This window comes from Mesorhizobium sp. WSM4810, from assembly GCF_055811235.1.
Window position 1 is genome coordinate 119,923 of sequence record NZ_JBVVQV010000013.1, and the last position, 22,858, is coordinate 142,780.

At 63.3% G+C, this 22,858-nt stretch carries 15 protein-coding genes; 13 read left to right on the forward strand and 2 right to left on the reverse strand.

Translation table 11 applies throughout. The features are described from left to right. Positions 1-20 precede the first annotated feature (20 nt). Positions 21-11,696 (forward strand): LysM peptidoglycan-binding domain-containing protein, encoded by an 11,676-nt coding sequence (locus AC0L3O_RS19730; protein ID WP_473616354.1) that lies wholly within the window; start codon positions 21-23, stop codon positions 11,694-11,696. On the opposite strand, the gene AC0L3O_RS19735 is transcribed toward AC0L3O_RS19730, so the two are convergent. Both AC0L3O_RS19735 and AC0L3O_RS19740 read right to left on the reverse strand, forming a co-directional pair. After that, a complete protein-coding gene (locus tag AC0L3O_RS19735; RefSeq protein ID WP_473616355.1) occupies positions 11,669-12,646 on the reverse strand; it encodes a LysR family transcriptional regulator in 978 nt (325 codons plus the stop codon). The genes AC0L3O_RS19730 and AC0L3O_RS19735 overlap by 28 nt on opposite strands. Before the next feature lie 22 nt (positions 12,647-12,668). Next, on the reverse strand, positions 12,669-13,388 hold the full coding sequence (locus AC0L3O_RS19740) for a L,D-transpeptidase (protein WP_473616356.1): 720 nt from the start codon (positions 13,386-13,388) through the stop codon (positions 12,669-12,671). A 220-nt stretch (positions 13,389-13,608) separates the two neighbouring features. Between AC0L3O_RS19740 and AC0L3O_RS19745 the strand changes: the two genes are divergently transcribed. From AC0L3O_RS19745 to AC0L3O_RS19800, 12 genes are all read left to right on the forward strand, one after another. Further along, positions 13,609-14,259, forward strand: coding sequence for a type III secretion protein (locus tag AC0L3O_RS19745; protein WP_287171955.1), 651 nt, complete (start codon positions 13,609-13,611; stop codon positions 14,257-14,259). Positions 14,260-14,279: 20 nt separating this feature from the next. After that, complete coding sequence (locus AC0L3O_RS19750) at positions 14,280-14,942, forward strand: hypothetical protein (RefSeq protein ID WP_473616358.1); 663 nt, start codon at positions 14,280-14,282, stop codon at positions 14,940-14,942. A gap of 15 nt (positions 14,943-14,957) precedes the next feature. After that, on the forward strand, positions 14,958-15,791 hold the full coding sequence (sctJ, locus tag AC0L3O_RS19755) for a type III secretion system inner membrane ring lipoprotein SctJ (RefSeq protein WP_473616360.1): 834 nt from the start codon (positions 14,958-14,960) through the stop codon (positions 15,789-15,791). A 47-nt stretch (positions 15,792-15,838) separates the two neighbouring features. Further along, positions 15,839-16,411 (forward strand): SctK family type III secretion system sorting platform protein, encoded by a 573-nt coding sequence (locus tag AC0L3O_RS19760; protein ID WP_473616362.1) that lies wholly within the window; start codon positions 15,839-15,841, stop codon positions 16,409-16,411. A gap of 5 nt (positions 16,412-16,416) precedes the next feature. Next, positions 16,417-17,037 (forward strand): type III secretion system stator protein SctL, encoded by a 621-nt coding sequence (gene sctL / locus AC0L3O_RS19765; RefSeq protein WP_473607271.1) that lies wholly within the window; start codon positions 16,417-16,419, stop codon positions 17,035-17,037. Beyond that, on the forward strand, positions 17,034-18,392 hold the full coding sequence (locus tag AC0L3O_RS19770) for a FliI/YscN family ATPase (RefSeq protein WP_473616363.1): 1,359 nt from the start codon (positions 17,034-17,036) through the stop codon (positions 18,390-18,392). The genes sctL and AC0L3O_RS19770 overlap by 4 nt, the downstream gene beginning before the upstream one ends. Positions 18,393-18,405: 13 nt before the next feature. Next, positions 18,406-18,867 (forward strand): hypothetical protein, encoded by a 462-nt coding sequence (locus AC0L3O_RS19775; protein ID WP_473616364.1) that lies wholly within the window; start codon positions 18,406-18,408, stop codon positions 18,865-18,867. Positions 18,868-19,018: 151 nt separating this feature from the next. After that, positions 19,019-19,993, forward strand: coding sequence for a type III secretion system cytoplasmic ring protein SctQ (gene sctQ / locus AC0L3O_RS19780; protein WP_473616366.1), 975 nt, complete (start codon positions 19,019-19,021; stop codon positions 19,991-19,993). Then, the gene (gene sctR / locus AC0L3O_RS19785; protein ID WP_023799504.1) at positions 19,986-20,639 is read left to right on the forward strand and encodes a type III secretion system export apparatus subunit SctR; all 654 of its coding nucleotides are present in this window, start codon (positions 19,986-19,988) and stop codon (positions 20,637-20,639) included. The genes sctQ and sctR overlap by 8 nt, the downstream gene beginning before the upstream one ends. An 18-nt stretch (positions 20,640-20,657) precedes the next feature. After that, the gene (locus AC0L3O_RS19790) at positions 20,658-20,927 is read left to right on the forward strand and encodes an EscS/YscS/HrcS family type III secretion system export apparatus protein (protein WP_023799503.1); all 270 of its coding nucleotides are present in this window, start codon (positions 20,658-20,660) and stop codon (positions 20,925-20,927) included. 9 nt (positions 20,928-20,936) lie between these two features. Further along, entirely contained in the window at positions 20,937-21,749 is an 813-nt protein-coding gene (gene sctT, locus AC0L3O_RS19795) for a type III secretion system export apparatus subunit SctT (protein ID WP_128245332.1), read from the forward strand. Positions 21,750-21,910: 161 nt separating this feature from the next. After that, the gene (locus AC0L3O_RS19800; protein WP_128245333.1) at positions 21,911-22,732 is read left to right on the forward strand and encodes a D-glutamate cyclase family protein; all 822 of its coding nucleotides are present in this window, start codon (positions 21,911-21,913) and stop codon (positions 22,730-22,732) included. Positions 22,733-22,858 lie beyond the last annotated feature (126 nt).

Genomic DNA, 22,858 nt, shown 5'->3' on the forward strand with positions numbered 1-22,858 from the left:
CCGGCTCCGGAGGTTGTTTGATGATCCGCCCGATTAACACCGTCAAGCCGCCGCCGCCGCCCAAGGTCGATCCAAAGGCCAATGCCGAGCAGATTACGCGGCTGCAGGCGGAAGCCACGAAATTGCAAAATGAAATCCGGCTCGCCAACAAGATGGGCGAGGCCGGCGCGGCCGCGGGCGCCCGCCAGCGGCTGACGCAGGTCAAAGCGGATCTGACGACGGCGCAGCCGACTGCCCCGTCGCCACAGTCGACCGCCCCGGCGCAGCCAGGACCGGAGCTGCCTGCCGCGGTCATCAAGGCAAACGGCAATGGCGGCGCCACCGCCGCGCCGGCGCTTTTCACGCAGGATCTCGGCGGCGCGCCAAACCTCGTTGTTTCGCCGGAAGTCAAGGCGCCGGAAGTCAAAGCGCTGGAAGTCAAGGCGCCGAAAGTCGAGGCGCCGAACGCCAAGGCGAACGACATCCTCAAGGCGATCGATGGTGGCAAAAGCATCGACAACATCGCCGCCGAGCAGGGCGTGGCTCCCGAGGATGTGGTGGCGGCTCTGAATGCCGGCGGCATGACGGCGGTAGCGACCGAGCATGCCAACGGCGACACCCGCACGGTGGTGATCACCGCCGGAGACCGCACGATCACCGAAAACCAGGATTATCAGCACGGCGGCTACTACACCGAAGAGACCGGCCCCGACATGCAGGCGACGTCATCGCCGATCCGTGACGATCTCGGCCGCAAGGAAACCACCAGCGTCGACGCGCAGACGGGCGCGATCACGACCACGCTGGTGGACGATCTCGGCGACGGCGCGGTCACCGAACGCACGTCGAACCCGCAGACCGGCATCACCACCACCACCCACACGGCTGCCGACGGCACCGTCACGGTGGAGAAGGCCCTGCCGAACGGCGCAAAGGTTGAGACGGTAACGCCCAACAACAGCGTCGCCTTGCCGGTAACGACGGTCACGGGGCCGGATGGCGACGAAGTAATCCTGGCGCAGACCCAGACCGCCGACGGCTCGGGCGCGGCGTCGATCCAGGAGCAGCTTGCCGAGGGCATGAGCATCGAGGAGATCGCCGAGGCGAGCGATCTCACGCCCGAGCAGGTGATCGCCGAGCTGAACGCCGCCGGCCTCGAGGTGACGCAGGGCGGCGACCCGGGCGAAACCCTGCAGATCGTCGTCACGGATCCGGAGACCGGCAAGACGGTCACCTACAACAACGACTACCAACACGGTTCGACTTCGGTGACGACCATCGAGGGGAATACCGAGACGACCGATACGGTCGACGGCAATGGCAGGACCAGCCACACCGAGCGCAACACCGAGACCGGCGAGCAGACCACCACCATCGTCGACCCTAAGAACAACACCGAAACGACGATCGTCGTCGACAAGGACGGCCGGCGCACCGAGACCATTGTCGAGACGCTGGGGGATGGCGAGCCGATCGATTACGAGGTCCAACCCGGTGACAATCTGAGCGACATCGCCGAGGCGCATGGTGTGACGCTGGAGGATCTCGCCGAGAGCAATCCGGAGCTGTTCACCTCTCCGCGCGATCCCGACCTTATTCATCCCGGGGAAACCGTGGTGATCGAGGGCGGTACCAACACCACCGTCGAGGTGACGTTCAACGGCTATACAATGACCACGTCGCCGGACGGCAAGATCACGCTGACCAACGCAACGACCGGCGCCGTCACCGATATCGCGGCCGGCACCGCGCAACAGGCGCTCGCCGAGCTGCTGCTGGACATCAACCCGAACAGCAGTGACCCGCAACAGGCCAAGGAAGACCAGATACTCAAGACGATGCTGGACGGCATATTCGGCGGAGCGACGCCAGAGCTGACCACGGAGGCGCTTGAAAAGCAGCAGGCCGTGGTCGCTGCAATGGAATTGTATGGTCCGGGACAAGACGCAACCGGCGCGACTCTCGACGGTGGCCCCACGTCGGTTGGTCCCTACGGCAACCCACCGTCACCCACGGCTCCTTCGGGCGGGAAGTGGGTGCCATTGCTGGTCGACGGGAGCTGGAAATGGTTCGACCCGGAGGTGGCCAAGGCGATCGCAGCCGAGAACGTGGCGATTGCGAACTTCGGTGACGCAGAAGCAAAGGCTGCGCAGAGCGCGGCACAGCTCGACGTCTATGCGCTGGACCCTGAATTCAAGAACGCCATGGAGGGTGCCGAGTCAACGCTCGACAAGGCGTTGGCGCCTTATGGACTGGATTGGAAGCCGCCCGAGCCGAAGGGCACACTGGCAGATGCGCAAAGCCGGTTGATCCTCGCCAACAATGCGCTTGAAAGCGCCAGCACCGCCCGGGCCGAATACGAGCAGGGCCAGACGTCACTTCTCGAAGCGATCGACAAACAGGTAGACCTGCCGACGCTCAGCGATCCCAACCAGACGGCTGTCAGCAGCCCGGACGGCCCCAGTGCCGAGGAAACCAACCAACAAGGAAAGGCCGCGCACGCGGAGGTCGCCGAGCTCTTTACAAACGTTTCGCTACACACCGCCAACGGCAACAAGGCCACGATCGATCAAATGATCAGCTCGACCGAGCTGGAGCTGAAGCTTACCGATGCCAAGCCTGGAAGCCCAGAATACACGGCCATCGAAGAGCGGCTTGAAGGTCTGCAAACGCTCCAGGGGGCCGCGGCCAATCAGGTGACCCTGGCCGAGGCATATCAGGAGTATGGGGTTGCACAGGCAGAGGCGGCGGATCTTGCCGTAATCATGGAGCCTCTCAAGCAGCAATTGCTTGCGCAGGCACAGGAAAGGAACCCGCACCATTTCGATTGGGGAGGGTATACCAATGGACATGGTGACTTTACCGGCAAGCTAGAATCGCAGGACATAGTCGAGGAGAACGGTCAACTCTATGTCGTTACCGTCTATGAGAACTATACTTTCACCGACGAGAACGGGGATGACACCAATGTACATAAATCTGCCCTGACATATGACCTCAACGACGAGGGTATCAGGGAAGATTTCCGCAACGATCCGCTCAACAAGCAGTGGCAGGAGATGCTGGCCTCGACGCAAGACACATCGTCGGCGCCGGTATGCACAGCCAACGGAACGGGATCGCAATCGGCGCTGGACGCGGCCAAGTCGAAGGTTGTCGGCGTGCAGGTCGATCAGCTTGATGCCGGATTGAGAGATGCGAAAACGGCGCTCGTCGACGCGACGACGGCACGCGACCAGGCGATCACCGACTACGGGCCGGGAACCGTAGAGGCGCCCGCTGGCACGCTCAAGCCGGGCGAGACGGCGGTGAAGATCATGGTGAACGGCCGCGCCCTGTGGGTCGCGCCGGAGGTTGCCGCGGCATACGAAGAGCAGGGGCCGGGCGCAATCGGCGACAGCGGCAAGTGGGTCCAGATCGAAATAGACGGCCAGAAACTGTGGGTGCACCCCGAAGTTGCGGCCGCGGAAATCGATCGAGGCCAAGCGGAGACCGAAAAGAACCAATTGGAGGACTGGGAAGAAAACGTGCGGCCGGCGATGGTGGCTGGGCGCGACTGGTACGCTTTTTCCGCAAGCCACCCCAAGCTTCTCGAATACGGTTCCGCCGAGCATGAGGCGAAACTCAAGTACGAGTATTTTGAAGAACACAAGGACCAGGCGCTGGCTGGATATCAGGTCCAGTTCGAGAACCTCTACGAGGCCGGCTTCACCGGCGAATACGAGACATATACGCCGGACCAACTCAGCACTGCCGTTGGTCAGACCCTCGGGCTCGACGCGTCGAGTGAAGACGTCCAAAAGGTCACCGAAGAAATCACCGACCGCGGCGGCGACGACGCCGAGGTCAAGATCGTGCCGATCTTCTCCCTTGACCGCGGCAAGGAATCGACGACGGCTTTGTTCGCGATCAAGAGCGGCGGCGACGAAATCGGCTATGTCGACAGGGCGGGTAAATATTACAGCACCTTCGATGAATTCCAGCACGAGAATCGCCTCTTCGGCGAGAAGGGCAATCTGGTCATGGCCAAGGGCGGCGACATGTCGCTCGGCGAGGATGGTTTTTCGCTCGACGAACTGGAAGTGGCCGACGCCCGCAAAGTGGATTTCTGGGACAAGGCTACCGACATTGGTCTTGGCATCGTCGCCGGTGTCTCCACCATCGTCTCGTTCGTGCCGGGCGGCCAATGGGCGATTCCCATCGCGATCGGCTCCGGTTCAATCCTTGGCGGCAAGGCTCTGGTCAGGGAGGGTGAGCATCTTCTTCAAGGCGGCGACTTCGACAGCCAGTCGGGTTGGAATATCGCCACCGGCGTAACTGCGTTCCTGCCGGTGGGCGCGGGTGCCCTGCGCACATTCGGCTTGGCAAAGACAAGCCTGTCCAGATCCCAGGCTTTCGCGGGCGGCTTCGGGATGACCCGCATGAAGGATGCCAGCTGGGGAATCGGCCGATTCCAGGTGAACGTAGAGGAGGCCTCTTATGCTGGTAAGGTCACCGAATTTATGCAAAGCGGCAACAAGCTGACCAACGCTGCGTGGAGCCTCGATGCCGGCGCCGTGGTTGCCGGTGTTCCGTTGCTCGGCAAATCGGTGGAAGATCTGGCGGCGCATGGCGGCGAGATGTCCCTGCTCGAGCTCGCGAACGCAGTCGTGGGCATAGGCGTCGGCACTGTCGGCACGGGGCTGGGCGGCCGTTCGCTGTTGTCCAACATGCCTGGAACGGGCGGTACTCGGAGCGGAACTTTTCCGGATTCGGGGCCGCAACCGCGGGCCGTCTACGAGATGGGCGCTGACGGTGTCTACAGGCCGACCGGCGAGCAGGTCATGCCGGACCCGGATGAGATCATCATCGACGGCGATGTGGCCGGCGAAACATCCGGCCAGCAGGGAGCCGGTTTCAGCGCCCGGGACGGGTTTGACAACACGGGAGGGGCTAACGGTCCAACCGGTCCACGGGCGCTGCCGGCCGGCGAGTCCGACGGTCCGAACCCGCCGCCGCCCACGGGCGGCAAAGGTGATCCATCAGGCGACGGACAATCGTCGAGGCCGATGGTTGTGCATGAGCAAGGCACCGACGGCGTCCATCGCCCGACCGACAAGCTGGTCTTCCACGATCCCAGTCACCCCGTTATCGAGGGGACGGTTATCAACGTCCACGATGAAGGGCCGAGCGCCCCGGGTGAGCGCGGCGATCCCGAGAATGCCAGCGACCGAGACGCCCAGGGAGCGCGTGAGCAGAATGTGCGCGTCCCCGCCGACGGCGATCCGATTGTGGTTCCGCCGGTCCGCGGCGATGGAACGACGCGCCCGGCCGAGAGCGGCTTGCGGCTCGTCTGGGACCCGGCGACCAAGACGTTCACCGGCATGCCAAGCCCCAATCCCGCGGAATACGTCTACACCAGCGGCAAGGATCCGCAGCAGACGGGCTACCTCGACGGCGCACGCCCTTCCGACCCGGCCGTGCTGGCCACCCCGGACGAGGTCCTGCTCCAGTCCGAAACGGAAACACGCGGGGCGGAAGGCAGCCGCCCGTTGATGCGCTACACTCTCGGTAACCGCCATACCGGCGAGATGCTGGTCGATTTCAACCTGCCGGAAGGGCAGAGGATTGTCGCCATACCCGAACCCAAGGCGATCACGGCGGCGCCGGAGCCGGAGCCGGCTCCTGTCGAGCTCGACCCTTCCTTGCCGGTTCTTTATCTCGGCGCCGATGGCCGCTGGACAGCCGATAAGGCCCGCACCGAGCCACCGCCCGTGACGGACACCGAGCACCCCAGCCCGGTTCGGCCCGACGGCACGCCGATCATCAACAATCGCTCGTCAAACCCGTACAGCTTCGGCCAGACGTTCACTGCAGTCAAAGCCGGCCTGCGGCGCATCGGCACGCGTTACCTGAATACCGAGCCTCGCTATGATTATCCGAAGCTCGGCGAACTGGTCGACAGCATCTATCACCGGCCGGTTCCGCAGGACGGCGTCACCGCCGGACAGGACATCTATGTCGAGGCCGGCGGCGAATACCTGCCGGCCAAGGTCGTCGTCGCCGGCCCGCAGGCGAGCATGACCCGCGACATCGTCCCCGACATCGTCCCATTGGGCGAGCATGCGACGGATGCCGGCTACCTGGGTTCCGGCCCGACCGTCGAACGCGCCAAGCGCGGGTCGATAACCACGCCGAACGGCCAGCTCAGGGTCAACACCCCGGCACGGGAAGTCCATGCGTTCGATCCTGCCAAGAATCCTGAAGTCAGCCGTCGCTCGGCGCTCGGCGAAACCATGGCCACGACCTTGCCGGCGCTTCCCGACGATGCGGCAACGCCCGCGCCGATATGGACGCCCGAGCAGCTGCAACTCGTCGGCGATTACCTCAATTCTCTCGAACGCTCCAGCGATCCTGTCGTCCGCGATGCGGTGACCATGACCAGAGTGCAACTCGGGGGCAGGGCCTTGCCTCAGTCCGGCACGGACATGACGCCGGCCCAGCATCATGCGCTTGTCGAAATGCTCAACGCCGACCACAACAGCCCGTTCACCGGCTCCAAGCCGGCGGGCCAGCTTTCGATGAACGGCCTGACGACCCTCCAGGTGTTCAGCGCACAGGGCAAGCTGCCGCATCTGTCGCCGGGAGAAGTGATCGACCAACTCAGCCTGTCGTCCGACGCCAGGCTGCCCCGCGGGGAGCAGTTCCTTACCGCAGGGGCGCTGCCAAGAAAAGCCGGCTGGACCGATCCCGGCCGTGGCATCGTCGGCGATTACCTCAAGGCTGCATCAGGCTCCACCGATCCGAACCTTGCCGCCGCGGCAAATGCCGCCTCGCCGTTTTTCAAGGGGCGCGCCACCAAGCCCGGCAAGGCCGTGACTGCCGCGCAGCAGGATGCGCTCATGCAGGTCCTGGCGGCCGACAGTGGCAGCACGTGGGTTTTCGGTCCGAAGCTTCAGCCGGGCTCTTCGTTCAAACCCGCCGGCAAGCTTTCGCCGGAAGGCCGCTACAATGAGGAGGTCCTGTCCGGCCACGACACCTGGACGTCGTACCTTTGGCGAGAGATGCGCGGTTACGCCGCCAACCAGCAGAAATCTGCGGACCCCGCGGTCCAGTCGCTCGCGCACGCGCTGGAGAACGCGCTGCCCGCAAGCAAGCCCAGGGCCGGGACCGAGATCAACAGCGAGGTGCCCGTCCTGCTGGAGCGGTTGCTGGATGCCGACAAGGCGAGTTCGTGGCGCGCCCCGACATTCTTCACCGATGCACAAGGGGTCTGGCGGTCCGACCGCGCCACTGTCTCCTGGTTCCTGCAGGAACACGAAGCCAAGGTCCTGGGCGGCCCCGTGCTGAACGACGTGGTGACCAACGGCGCCTTGCTGGCTGCCGGGTGGATCCTCGGCCCCGGCGGCCGCACGATCACGCTCGGCGGATCGATGCTCGGCATCGGCCTCAAAGTGCCGCTGCCCAGCCGTCAGGTCTATGGCGAACTCAGCCTGAAGAACAACGGCCCCGACGGCGGCACAGGCTTCCTGCTCCCGGTCCATCCCAACGATGCGAAGGGCCAGAAACTCTTCGTCAATGGATACCGGCCGAATTTCGCTTATGATGAGGCGGCGGCTCCCTCCGCCCAGTGGGTCGCATCGGCGCCGATGCTGTCGAAGAACACGTTCCAGAACGAAAAAGCCGCTGGCGTTTCACTATCCATCTTTGGCTTCTCTCTGAGCGGGGCCTACGTCAATCGCACGCTGCGCTATCTCGGCGGCGAAGGCGGCCGGCCGGGATATACGCACAGGGAGCCTGGCCCGCTCAGTCAACGGGCAGCCTCTTTCTGGGAGGAGGCGGCGAGAGGTGGCGCCAGCCACTATAGCTCCGAAGGCAAGGTGCCGGGTTTCGAGGATCGTCTCCTCTACCGCAACTACAACGTCATGGCGCCCTTCGGAGGCGGCAAGGAACCCTGGCGCGGCACCCCCGCCTTCGAGGGCGTTCCGCGCGAGACGGGCGCCGGGCCGCTCAACCGCCTGGACCGCAAGGACCACGGCGCCGGTCTCGCCCTGAACTATGGGCCATTGCCGCTAACGACGGTGGAACTCGGCTCGGTGAGGAAGGATGTTGTCCCGCATGCCCGTACCGCCCGCGCGCATCCCGGATCCTCCGAAGGCGCGCAAAAGGTTTTCTCGGCGCTGGAGACTTCGGGGGGGCAACTGACGCCGGACGTTCTGCAGCATCTCGACGCCTATCTCGCCGAGGTTGCGGCATCGCCGCACGGCGATTTGAGGTTCGCTGGTCAGCGCGTGTTGGATGTGTTCCCGGAACTGGGCGTGGCGCCATATCCGGACCAACTCGCCGGCGGACGGCCAGGCGGCATGAGCCGGCCAGCATGGAAAGCGTTGCGGCAACAGCTGGACCAGCAGGCCCGCAGCGAGCTGACGCCCACGCAGGCGCATTACCTCAACCGGCTGCTCGAACAGGATGTGCTGCACAATTCGCCGCCGACCCCGCCGGCACTGGGCTCGGGACGGCCGGATGGAACCCCGCCGCCACTGGGCCTGGGGCCATCGGATGACACCCCGCCGGCACTGGGCCCGGGGTCGTCGGAAAAAACGGTTCGGATCGTGGACGAGAATGGCGAAACGGCCACCGTGAGGTATCTCGGGACGCCGCCCAAGAGCGCGGAGAACGTTTACGTGCCGCCTGCGGATGGTCCGCAACTCCGCGGCGACGACCCGACCTTGGCTCACCAGTCGCATATTCTGCATCGCGATCCGGAAACCGGCGAGCCGGTGGTGCTGCCCTGGATACGTGGTGCTTCCGATGACCATGTGCCGGGGAGCCTTCCCGACGAAGGCAATCTGCCCGTCGAAGGCGCCGGCGACCCGGCAAGGCCCTTGCGCGGCAATGTCGGCCCCTATGTTTTCCGCGCCGATACACGCGCGCCGACCGAGATCAGGGACGCCGGCGGCTTCTCGCCGCCGCCGCCGACCGGAATCTGGGTGGACAACCCGCAAGGCATTGTCCTGAGCAATTATGTGCTGGGCAATACCCATGGCCGTTTCGTCGGCACCAGCCAGTCGATCTCGGGCGCCAAGGCTTTCGTTTCGGAAGAGTCACGGGCCGCACGGCAGCAGGGCTATACCTATCTCTACACGCTCAATCCGAGTAGGCCGCGCCTCCACGTCCCGACCGAGTTCGAGGCGACGGGCCGGCCGGTCAGCGACAGCATGGCCCGCGTCGACGAGACCGCAATCGACGGCAGCATACCATGGAACGAGGTCCATGGCTGGCGGATGATGGATCCGGACGGCAATTTCGTCGGTGAGTTCACGCGCAATGAGGATGCCGTCGCGCCTGGCGGATCGACACAAAAAGGCCCGCAGGTGATCTTGCGGCCGGCCGACGAGTTCTGGGATGCGCCAGAACAGGCCGAAGCGCCGCCGCCGCCAGTGGCCGCGGTGGTCGGCCACGAAGCCCCGGCCGTGGCCGGCGAAACGCCGCCGACAGAGAATAGTGCTGCCGAAACGCCGACAGCCGCGACATGGCCGCCGGCGCCTGACCGGGGCAGGGCGGTTTTTGACCCCGTCAGCGGAAACATCATCAGCCTTGAGCTTCCGGCGAGTTTCGCCGCGGAGCCGGGATTTGCCGAACCTGTGCGGGCACCGACCGGGCCGGAGGTCAGAGCGCTTGCAGCCGATAAGATTGCCGGGCTGACCGGTCCGCAATTGCACGCCATCAAGCCGGAGAACATCGCCAAGCTGGCGCCTGAGCAGGTGGCTGCGCTGAGCCCCGAGCAGATCCGGCAGTTGACGTTCGATCAGCTTGCCGCGCTTCCACCGAAGCAGTTGCGGGCGCTGGGTGGCGAACAGCTCCAGGCGATCAGGCCAAGCAAATTGCAGGCTGTTGCCTCTGGCCGGATCACCGGCTTGCGGCCGGATCAGGTCGCGGCCTTCTCGCAAGAGCAACTCGCCGGATTGACCATCGAGCAGGTGCGCAAGCTGACGCCCGACCAGATCGCCAAGCTCAGTGACGAGCAGCGCAACGCCCTTACGCCGGAACAGGTCACCGCCATGCGGCCTGCCCAATTCAGCCATCTCAATGCCACCCAGTTTGCGGCGCTGGACCCAGCTCTCGTCGCGGCACGCAATCCTGCGACAATGGCAAAGCTGTCTCCACGCCACGTCTCGGCACTGACGCGGGAGCAGCTTGACGCGCTGACCATTCATCAGATCGAGGCGCTGACGAAACAGCAGATAGCGGCGCTGACGCCGAAGCAGCTTGGCGAGTTGAGCCCCGGCCAGTTGCGCAAGTTCACGCCCAGGCAATTTACTTGGATGTCGACGGAGCAAACGAACGCGCTTTCGGTGCTGCAGATGACCACTTATCGGGCGACCCACAAGAAGATCATGACGCCGGATCAAACTGCGGCCGTCGATCAGGCGCTGACCCTCGCCCGCATCAAGGAGAACGCGCAGTTGGTCGCGACCTTTGGTCCAATGGCCGGCTCCTCCTACACGGTATGGCAGATACTGCCACCGCATTGGGCCGCGACGGCTGCGGGCGTTGCGTTCGGCGTGCGCGGCGTCGTCTTCAGCGCGCAATCGGTCTTTCCGAACGCCACGGCAAATCACAAGCCGCTGGGACGCGCCCTCAATGCCGCGAGCGGGGCGTCGTTCATCTTCTCGTCTCCAGGCTCGGCCGCCGGGCTGCTGCGCGGCGACAATGTCTGGTTGAACGGCTCCTTCTCGCTGGGCAATGTGATCTACGGCACGAAATCCGCGCTGCAGTCGATCGCCGGACGGCCGGTGTTGCGGAACGTGGCCGAGCATCTGGCCGGTCCTGGTTATGTCTTCGGCTCCCTTCTCTACACGGCACAGAACCTGCACTCGCCGCTGGCCGCGACGGCGGGCGCCTTGTTCACCGTCGGCAGCGCCGAGTTCTGGGTGTCGGCCGCGCGCACCGATCTGCTCAATCGCCGGGCCGTGCCGAGGACGCCAGAGCAGATCGACGCCCGGGCAAAGTCCGACGCGCGCTGGGGGATCGCCGATCGCATCGCGCTTGGCGTGACCTTCGGCGTCGGCATGCTGCTGTTTGCCTGGGATACGCTGGACGACCAGCCATGGAACACCGGCAAGACGCCGCCGACCGACCCGACCGCGCCGGGCGACGCACCTTCCGGCGTCGATGGCGCGCTACCGGACGAACAGACCGCGCCGGGTAACGATCCTTCCGGTGTCGAGGGCGCGCCGCCGGACGAACAGACCGAGCAGCCTGATCCCGGGACGCAAACCCCGCCGCAGGACTTCCCGCAACTCGCCGTGCTGGCCGATGACGGCCTGAACTTGCGGACCCAGCCTGACGGAGATTCGACCGTGGTGACGGTTCTGCAACCCGGGAGCTTCGTCGAGCAGACCGCCGCGCCTTCGGCAGACGAGTCAGGGGAGGCCTGGATACCGGTCGAAGGTTTCGGGCCGGACGGCGAAATGCATAGTGGCTGGGTTTCCGGCGATCATGTCGAGGCGCATGCCGACGGCAGCAGCAACCCTGCGGGCCGCACCAATCCAACGCTGGAGCAAGACGGCTACCAGTGGGTCGAGGTCAAGAACGGCGACAGCATTCGCCTGATCGCCAGGACCCATTCTGCGGATGTGGCCGAGACGGTGGTGCTCAACATGGATCATATAATGAGCCCGGATGTGATCTTCTCAGGCGACCGCATCTACCTGCCGGCCACCTTGGTCGGCTGAGAAACCGCGGGCCTGAGCTTGTCGGTTCTCGCAGCATAGGCATGCGCAACGCAGCCGGCCAGCTTTGCCGCCCGCTCCGCTATCGGATTGGAGGGTTCGGAAGAGTAGGAGGCGGTGAACTGCAGGTCGGACGGGTGCCATTCGCATTCGACGATGCGCAGTTTTCCGCTTGCGAGATAGTCCTGGACGACGCCCTCGGGCAGCGAGGCTATGCCGATTCCGTTGAGCGTCATGGTGATGGAAGCGGCCAGCGAGTTGGCCGGAAAGATGCGCGGCGTCTCCTCGAATTCGCCGGTGAGCTTGCGGTAGAGTTCGCTATAGGGTCGCGTGGTGCGCGCGTAGCTGATGATGGGAAACTGCATCAGGTCGCTCAGCGTCACCTTGCGCCGGTGAGGCAATTCCAGCTGCGGCGAGCAGACCCAGACAAGCGGAAAGGACGGCATCTCGATATTCTCGATGCTGTACTCCAGGACAGGGCCCATCAGCACCGCAAGATCGAGCCGGTGTGACATGAGTTCGTTGCGAAGGGTCGTCGTCGCATCGACGACGATATCGGTATCGACAAGCGGAAAGTTTGCCTTCAGTGCCGTGAGGAAATCCGGCAGCCAGGTGTGCACGATCGTTTCGGCGACCCCAAGCCTCAGCACCCTCGTCGTCTCTGAAGTCTCTGAAAGAGAGCTGGCCATCAGTTGCAGCCGCTCTGCGACACGCAGAACCCGTTGGGCAGGCGGCAGCAGCCGTTGTCCCTCGGCGGTCAGCCTGACCGTGCTGCTCTGTCGCTCGAACAGCTTGGCGCCAAGCGCTTCCTCCAGCCCAGCAATTCGGGTGGACACCGCCGGCTGCGTGGTGTTCAGGCGTTCAGCCGCCCTGCGAAAGCTTCCGAACGTCGCCACCAGGAGAAAGGTTTCGAGCTGCTTGATATTGAAAGGTATCACGTGGGAATCACTCATTTGCGGCTTTCGGGAACGGCCATCAATGCCGCACAATGATCTGGCTGCCGATCTTCACGCGGTCATAAAGATCGATGACGTCGTCATTGGTCATGCGAATGCAACCGGAGGAGTTGGCCTGTCCGACGGTCCATGGCTGGTTGGTGCCGTGGACGCGATAAAGCGTGTTGCCGATATACAATGCGCGCGCGCCCAATGGATTGTTAGGTCCTCCCTCGACATGGGCAGGCAGGAAGCGGCCATTTGACGCTTCCCTGGATCGCATTTCGGCCGGCGGCCGCCAGTCCGGCCAGGTCTTCTTGCTCGAAATCGTGTCGCGGCCGGCCCACTCCAAGCCCTCCTTTCCAACGCCCACCGCGTATCGCAGCGCCCTTCCGTTGCCCAAAATGTAGTAAAGCCGCCGCTCCGTGGTGCTGATAACGATCGATCCCTTCGGTTGAGCCTCACTGAAATGCACGATCTCCCTGGGGGTTGCTGACCAGTCGCTCCGGGTTTCTCCATCGGAAGTCTGGTCGGGTGCGGAAGGGGAGACCAGCACATTTCTTGCCGGATCGTAAGTCCAGCTTCGTGGGTCATAACCGCTATTCGATTGGGCCTGCGCCGGCACCATCGCGGCAATCGATAGGGCAGCGATCAGAAATGCACGCAACCTCTGGTTAAGGCGCGGGGCGACCCGGGCTTTACGTCCCGCAACCGTGACGGGAACAGGCAGGTTCGCAAGCAGGATCATGATTGCCGCCAAGACCGATCTCTTCTGCATCCAGGCGTCCAGCTGACGATCACCTGATTCCAGCGCGCACCATATCGCTTTGCAGGCGGTTCGCAACATTTGGCACCAAATGCTCGTGCGCAATCCAATTGGACTTCCAATTCTGCAATGTGCACGATAGAGTGAATCGGCGGGTAAATCATGAAACCAGCGACGCGGGCCATCGCTCGTGCGTCCCTTTGCGATAGGACCAATGTTGACGGGACGCGACACCTGCCATGCGGATCGGTTCTCGGGAGCCAGGGCTGCTTTTGTCGCCTGCGGTCTTGCGATGATCCTGGCGTTCGGCCTTGCCTCGTCGCAGGCCAACGCCGCCGAACCGCGCTGGCCTGCCGGCCCGTACAAATACATCACCGTCGATCAGTCGGTAGCCGACGCGCTGGTTGAGCTAGGCCGCAACATGCGGGTGCCCATGCGAGTCAGCAAACTCGTAAAGGGGCGTTTAAGCGCCGGCATGCCGGTTGGAACGGCGCGCGAGTTCCTGCAGGAGATTTGCGATCGATACGGCTTGGTCTGGCATTTCGATGGCATCGTCATGAACGTCGCGACCGAAGCTGAGGTCCGGACGGAAATGATCGCGCTTGATGCCAACACGGCTGCCGGTGCGGAAGATCGGCTTTCGCGGCTGGGGGTCATCGACCCGAAGTTTCCGATCAAGGTGTCCAGGCAAGACGATGTTGTCTCGGTATCGGGGCCGCCGTCCTATGTTGAACTTGTCAGGAAAACACTGGGAGTTCCTGCGGCGCCGAGCGCGAAGCAGGATGTTGGCAAAGTTGTTCCGGTCCGCGTTTTCCGCGGCAGGCAGGCGGAGGCGCAGAATGTTCCCTCCGGCAAACCGAACTAAGCAAGCAGGAGGGCAGGTTCATGCAAATCGCGCCGATTGGAGCCCTGGAAGCCACGCTGACGAACTTGACCACCAGCATGGCTTCGCAGCAGCAGATCACCGCCGGCACGACAGCGCAGCCGGGTAACCGGATGGTGGGTGCCAATCAGGAAAAACATGATGCCGCGAAGGTCAGTATGCCTGAACGCGGTGATGTCGCCGCGCGGGCAGGCCAGCAGGTGGCGCAGTCGTCTTCGGGAGCCAATCCGGCGATGGCCGGACAATCGTCCAAACTGGAAAAGCCGGAGCCGATCGCCGAACACAAGCTGTTCGACTATCTGGCCGAGGTGGAGAAGGCTGGGGGCGGAGCGCTCACGGATCCGTCTGCATTGTTCGGTTCTGCGGTTCAGTCGCTGGAAGGGACCATGCAGCAGGTCCAGAGGGCCCTTGGCCAGGCAAATGCCCCCCAGGCAAATGCCACCGTGAGTGCTGAAACGGCCGCCATGCAGGATGGCGCCGGGAAGACCGTCCCGTCAGGCAAGGCCCCGTCAGGCAAGGAAGACGAAAACGCCACCGCAAAAAATGCCGAGCAATTGCTCGAACGATCCATTTCGGTGATGTGGGCAGCCGCCAATCTCGAAGTGGTCACGAGCAGCGTAACGGCCGTTACGTCGTCCACCAGCACGCTGATCAAGCAACAGTAAGCCTACGGAGTGTTCGTGCACACGACAACCTTGCCGCGGCGGTCGACACTATTGAATCGATTCGGCGTCCGGTGCCGCGTCGCGCTCGTTGTGGTGAGCATGCTTGTGCTCCAGGCGTGCTCGGTTGAGCTGTATTCCGACCTCAACCAGCGGCAGGCCAACGAGATCGTGGCCACGCTGATGCGTCATGGCATCCCGGCCCAACGCGAGGCGGGCAAGGACGGCAAAATGACGGTTTCCGTACAGAAGGACCGTTTCGCCGAAGCCATGGCGATTCTCGACGAAAGCGGGTTGCCCAAACAGGAATTCCAGACGCTCGGCGACGTGTTCAAGCGCGACGGGCTGGTATCCTCGCCGGTCGAAGAGCGTGCGACGATGATTTATGGCCTGAGCCAGGAACTGTCGCAGACGATTTCGGACATCGACGGCGTGCTTTCCGCGCGCGTTCATCTCGTCCTGCCCGAAAACGATCCGCTGAGACAGCGGCTGGTCCCATCGTCCGCTTCCGTTTTCATCCGGCATCGCGCATCCGTTCCGATGAATGAGCTGATCCCTCAGGTCAAGATGCTGGTGGCCAAAGGCATCGCCGGGCTGACTTATGACAATGTATCCGTCACGCTCATTCCGGTGACCGCGGCAGTTCCCGAGCACGCAACCGGCGAGCCAGGTTTCACGACGTTCCTCGGCCTCTGGCTGCATCCCGACAGCGTCGCCGCCGCGATGTGGCTGTTTTACGGCATGATGGCGGCTATAGCGGCGCTGGCTGCCCGCCTGGCTTACGTCCAGTGGTATCGACGACCCGGCGTTTATGCGCTCGACGCTTCGGCAATGCCGGTGAAGAAGACATGATCCAGGCCGGCTCGGAGCGGACTGCCAGCCCGGAATGGCAGACATTCATGTCCAATCCCGCAGGCTATGCGGATGCGGCCCGGCTGGCGCAGTGCTTTGACGGCACGATCGGCGAGGCTGCCTGCGAGCGTATGTTGCGGTCGCAGCGCCTGCATCAGCGATTGTCAGTGCTTCTGCTTGAGCGTTACGCCCTCAGCGGCGCCGTCTCCAACGAGCCAGCGGATGAGACAGACCTGGCGATTGCCTTGTCGTCGGGTGAGGAGTTGGAGGAACTTGCGCTTCGCGCCGGCGCGATCTACTGGGCCGGCAGTCTGGCCGCCGTCATTGATGGACGCCAGGCCGCTGCGTTGCAGGCAGCACTCGGCGCGGAAATCTGCGCTTTCGCAGTCGCCAACCGCGATCTGGCCGGCCCAATGCAGCCGTTGGAGCCCCTGGATGACATTGATCGTCGTGTCCATGCCGATGGCCTGCGTTGCCTTGGCGCCTGGTGTCAGGCGATGCCGGGCGAAACGAGCATGCGGGTCCGTCTCAAGCTGATGCCGCATGCGCTTGTTGACCAGCCGACAGCCGAACCATTTGCCGAAGCTGGTCCGGCGATCGTTCGACGGGCGATAGGTTAGGCGATATGGTCGAACCGGACAAAGTGACTACTGCCGTGCCGAGGCGCCCCGTCGCCCGCATCCTGCGCGCTGCCGAGGCACGCGCCTGGCAGGATGGGCACGCTTTTCTCGACGAAGCCAGGCGTGATGCGCAGCAGTTGCGTGACGCCGCTCGGCGAGCCTATGCGGCCGAATATGCGCAGGGTTATGAAGATGGCAAGGCGCGAGGCGACGCGGATGCCGCGCGTTTGGTGAGCGAGACCGCGGTCAAGGTGGATCGCTATCTCGGTGGGCTGGAAGCCGAAATCATCACTCTGGCTCTCGATGTGGTCAGGCGCGTGCTGGGAGAATTCGACGCGAGCATGCTGGTCGCCAAGGCGGCCGCGCAGGCCGTCACTGACATTCGCCGCGCCAAATATCTAAAAGTCCGACTTCATCCTGCTTCCGTTAACAGGGTTCGCGACGAACTGAACGCGGTCCTGCGCGAGAGTGACCTGGGCATGACGATCGAGATCGACGCCGACGATACGCTGGCGACGGACGCCTGCATCCTCTCGACCGACATTGCCGTCATCGACGCCAGCATCGAGGCACAGCTCAACGCCATTGCCGCAGCGATTTCATCAAAGGCCGAGGCGGCGGCATGACAAGTCCCGCCACCAGGCTCGAGAGCCGCCTCGCATCGATTGTGCCGAACCTGCGTTCTAGCCTGCGTGACGATGCCAGCCGGCCCAGGAAAGGGCGTGTACGGCGGGTCACCGGCACAGTCATTCACGCGACGGTGGAGGAGGTTCGGATCGGCGAGATCTGCGAACTCGTCGATCCCAGGACCGGCACGGCGACCAAGGCGGAAGTCGTTGGGCTCATGGACGAGATGGCGATCCTTGTGCCGCTTGGCGATCTCACCGGCCTTTCAAGCCTCACCGAGGTCATTGCGACCGGAAAGACCCAGACGGTGTCCGTCGGCCCCGGCCTGCTTGGTCGGGTGATCAGCGCGTTCGGCGAGCCATTGGATGGCAAGCCGCTTGCGCCGGATGGCATTACCGGCAGCTATCCGGTCAATGCCTATCCGCCGTCGCCGCTGGAGCGCAGTTTGATTTCCGAGCCTATCCAGCTCGGAATCCGCGCCCTCGATGGGCTTCTCACCTGCGCGCGTGGGCAGCGCGTCGGCATCTTCGGCGAGCCTGGCGTCGGCAAGTCGATCCTGCTTTCGGATATCGTCAGCGGCACCGACGCAGATGTTGCCGTGGTTGCGCTTGTCGGCGAACGCGGACGTGAAGTGCGCGAATTCATCGAGCATCAGCTTGGGCCGGAAGGGCTGGCGCGTGCAGTCATCGTTGTCGCGACGTCCGACCGGCCGGCGATCGAGCGCGTCAAGGCCGCCTATGTGGCAACCAGCATTGCCGAATATTTTCGCGACCAGGGCAAGCATGTGCTGCTGGCAATGGACAACATCACGCGGTTTGCCCGTGCGCAGCGCGAGATTGGCCTCGCTTCAGGCGAGCCGCCGACGCGTCGCGGTTTTCCGTCTTCGCTTTTTGCTGTTCTGCCCCGATTGCTCGAGCGCTCAGGGCCTGGCCGCGTCGGCTCCATTACCAGCCTCTACAGCGTCCTTCTGGAGGGCGATGGCACGCTGGATCCGGTTGCCGAAGAAATCCAGGCGCTTCTCGACGGCCACGTCTTTCTGTCGAACGAGCTTGCGCAGCGCAACCATTTCCCGGCCATCGACGTGCTGCGCAGCCGCAGCCGCCTCATGGACACGGTGGTGCCGGCTGAGCATCGGTCGGACGCCGGCCGCTTGCGGGAGCTGCTCGCCCGCTACGCCGACGTCGAATTGCTGCTGCGCGTCGGCGAATACGAAAAGGGCAGCGATGCGGTGGCGGACGAGGCGGTTGCGAAGATCGACACCATCAACGCCTTCCTGCGACAGCCGTCCGCCACCCACGAGACAATCGAGCAGACACGCGAACGCATGCGGGGGATCGTCAATGAAAGATCGTGACACGATCGCACGATTGCGCGACCTCAGGCGCCACGGTGAACAGCGCGCAAACGAATTGGTCATAAGGCGATACGCCGCTGCGCAGCGGGCCGCCGGGACGGTTCGGGAGGCAGCTGCCGCGGTCAGCGAACACCTGCAGCAGACAGCCGACGCAGAGGATGCAGCATTCGCTTCGCTTGTTGGACAACCGGTGAAGGCCGCCAGCCTTTACCGGCTTCAGGGACAGTTCGAGAACGCCGCGAGGCAAACCGAGCAGCTCCGGGAAAACGAGCAAATGGCCGGCGTCACCGAGCAACGACGCAAAACGGAGTTGTCGGCCGCCCGCAACGTTCATCGCGCCAGCATGAATGCGGTGACGAAGCTGGACGGGCTGTTGCAGCACCTGACCAAACGCACTGCGCGTCGCAGCCTCGCGCTTGCCGAGCTTTCCGAGGAAGACGAGCGCAGTCCAATGCGCTTGCCCGCAGAACGATAGTCCAATCCGTGATCGTGAATATGGAAGTGTGATGCCTCAGGCCTTGGCGTCGGCAAAAAAGAAAGCGCGCGCAGAGCCGGCGAGACGCACACGCTCGAGCGTTGGCGAGCCGCTGACATTGGAATCTGTTGAGGCTGGGGAGGTTGAGGCATTGAACGCCTTTTACCGCCGTCGTGCTGCCGCGCAGATCACGATTGCCGGGAAAACCATGGCGATCGCCGCCGTCTGGCCGGCGCCAAACCCTGTGGACCAGCCAATATGCACGATTGCGTTCACTCTCGGAGACATGGCGGGCAAATTGCGCTTGCCGTTATCTGTTGTCGAACGAGGCCTTGCCAAGGCTGACGAGCTGATCGACGTGAAACGACCGGCACCCGCTCACGCCGCACTGCTGCTGGAGTCCGAATTCGAAAAAGATCTCGAATGGATCGAGAGCAAGCTGGGCGAGACGATCGCTATTACGTCGATCGAACAAGAAGACAGCGTTCTGGACCAAACCGCGTTGGCTTTCGTCCTGGCCGGCAAGGACGAAACCATAGGTTGCGCCTTGCACACCGACAGCGTCGGTCTGGCGGTGCGGGCCGGGCGCTTTCTCGACGCGATCGGCAAAGCGAGGCCCCCGGTTCCTGCCGAATTCCCGTTGCCCGTCTGCCTTTGGCGTCACGCGCTTACAATCAGTCACGGTGATCTTGAAAGCCTGCAACCTGGCGATGTGGTGCTCTTCGATGACGAAGAGGAAGACGCGGCATTGGTCATTGCCGAGCGGCTTTATGCCCCGGCGGTGCTGACTGCCAGCGGGCCGCAACTGCTTGCCGCGCCGACTGCAATCGCTCGATCGAAATGGGAGTGGACCATGAACCAAGACACGCCGCCGCACGCCGATCAGGCATTGGAGGAGGCAACTCTGGACGAGCTGCCGGTTGCGCTTGCCTTCGAACTCGGCCGCACGGCGATGCCTCTCGGCGAGGTAAGGCAGCTTGCGCCCGGTGCCATCGTTCCGCTCGCCAATGTGACGAAGGAGACGGTCGAGATCATCGCCAACGGCAAACGCGTCGGCCGTGGCGAGATCGTCCGGATTGGGGAGAGCCTGGGCGTGCGGATCGCCCGTATGTTCGACAATGCTTGACAATTCGCCCAACCTGCTTGGGATCCTGATTGCCGTCGGCTTTGTCGGTCTGCTGCCGCTGGCAGTCGTCACCATGACCGGTTTCCTGAAGATCTCGGTCGTGCTGTTCCTCATCCGCAATGCGCTCGGCGTCCAGCAGATGCCGCCCAATCTGGTGCTCTACGGCATAGCGCTCGTGCTCACGGTCTATGTCACGACGCCGTTGCTGAGCGAGATGTCGGGACGGCTCCAGGAAGGGCAGGTTCAGTTCCAGACGACCGACGACCTCGCCAGGGCGACGCAACTGGTGAGGGAACCATTGCAGCAGCACCTGATCAAGTTCACCCAGCCGGAAGAGCGGCAGTTCTTTCTCGACGGAACGAACCGCCTGTGGCCGGAACAGGCACGACAAGATCTGAAGGACGACGATCTTTCGATACTTGTTCCTGCCTTTGTCGCGTCAGAGCTTACGCGGGCATTTGAAATCGGCTTTCTGCTTTATCTTCCCTTCCTCATCATCGACATCGTCGTTGCCAACATCCTGATGACGCTCGGCATGATCATGGTCTCGCCGGTCCTCATTTCGGTCCCGCTGAAACTGTTCCTTTTCGTCGCCATAGATGGCTGGTCGCGGCTGATGCACGGCCTGATCCTGAGTTACGTCTGACGCCGCTGGGAGGTTTGCATGAGCAATGACTTCATCCTGGCGAAGGTCCAGGGCGCGCTGCTGACGGTGCTGTTCGCGTCGGGCCCGGCGATCGTCGCGGCGCTGGCCGTTGGGATCCTGGTCGGGCTGGCCCAGGCGCTGACGCAAATTCAGGACCAGTCGCTGCCGCAGACGATCAAGCTTGTCGTGATCCTGCTGGTCATCATCGTCTTCGGCCCGCTGCTTGGCCAGCAGATCGCCGAGCAGGCCTCGACGGCGCTGGACGAATTCCCCGTCGTCACGCGTTGAGGCGCGCGGATGCCGGTCGAACCCTTCTTCGCGTCGGTCAAGGAGCTTCAGTTGTTTCTTCTGGCGGGAGCTTTCGCGCTCGCCCGCATGACCGGGTTCATGCTGCTGATGCCGCTCTTTTCGCGCGTGCCGCTGTCGGGCCTTCTGCGCAACGGCGTTGCCCTGGCGCTGGCGGTTCCGGTCTTTCCGATGATCGTCGACAAGCTGACAAACACCGACATCGCGACGACGATGATCGTCGCCTACATGCTCAAGGAGGTCGTCGTCGGGGTAACGCTCGGGCTGGCGATGGGCATTCCGTTCTGGGCGGCCGAGGCTGCCGGCGATATCCTGGACCTGCAGCGCGGCTCGACGATGGGCACGCTGATCGATCCGATGATGACCCATGAGACGAGCGCCACCGGCACCTTGCTCGCCGTCATCATGGTCACGGTCTACCTGGCCGCCGGCGGCCTCGAACTTTCCCTGACCAGCCTCTACGACAGCTATGGCCTGTGGCCGATCGACCAGCTTCTGCCGGTGTTCAGCAAGGATGCAGCCGGCATCTTCCTCGATCTCTTGAACCGCATTCTGATGATGGCATTGACCCTGGTTTTCCCGCTCATCATCAGCATGCTGTTGTCCGACCTTGTGCTGGCCTTTTTGGCGCGCGCCTCGCCGCACCTCAACGTTTTTGCGCTTTCGCTGATCGTGAAGACGCTGGTGTTTAGCCTCGTCTTTGTCCTCTATTCTGCTTTCCTGCTCTTCTACATGGAGCGGGACCTTGGCTTCCTGCGCGAGGCAGGCCGACAGATAGAAGCGATCGGCTGCCGCAGCTGTTAATGACACCAGGAAGGTTTGCGCAAGCGTCGTTCGTAAGATGAAGCAATCGTTGGCCGGCCAATAAATACAATTTATCGTTGAGGAAAGATTCTGACAATTTGACAAGCAGCCGAGCCGCCAACGATCTTACGCCCTCCCGACTTGTCTCTGAACCGGAAGCCATGGCTCGCCTGACCACTTCACCGATCTTCGAGGACCTGCGACTGGTCGATGCGGACAGGCTGCGCAGGCTTGTCAGAATGGGCGCCTATGAGGGGCATACGGGGGGGCTGGCGCACGGCAAGCTCCAGGCCAATGTTGTGATTGTGCCGCGCAGCTTTGCCAGCGATTTCCACCAGTTCTGCATCCGCAACCCGAAACCCTGTCCATTGGTCGGCGTTAATCGCGCCGGCAGCCCATTGATCCCAGCGCTGGGCGACATCGACATCCGCACCGATGCCCCCCAGTACAACATCTATCATTTCGGCGAGCTGACCCGTCGGAGGACGGACATCATCGACCTGTGGCAGGATGATTTTGCCGCTTTCGCGCTCGGCAGTTCGCTGACCGTCGAAGCTGCACTTGCCGAAAAGAAACTGAGCCGCATCGGCTGCGGCAAGGCCTCGCCCAAGTTTCGAACCAGGATTCAGACGTGCCGCGTCGGACCGTTTGGTGGCGAAATGGTCGTCTCGATGCGTCCGATAAGCCGTTGCGATGTCGACAGGGTTCGCGCTCTCACCGCACGCTTCCCGCATGCCCACGGCTCTCCCATCCATGTCGGAGATCCCACGGTCATCGGAATAGCCGATTTGATGGCTCCCGACTGGGGCGATGCGGTCAAAATCATCGACGGGGAGGTCCCTGTATTCTGGGCCAGCAGCATCACCGCACAGGATGCACTTGCTCGTGCCGAGCTGGCGACCTCGATCACGGTATCGCCGGGGCACATGCTGATCACCGATGTCGATGCACGAGCCGATGCGGGCGCTTTCAAAGTCTACTAGCAGTTCTTCATCACCGGTCAGCGTTAATGCTATTCGAGATGCGAAATGCGGTGAGAGTCGGTCTCGATCTGCCTCACCACATCTTCGATCATGTTGCAGTGGCCCAACCTTATGCACTCGAGGCAG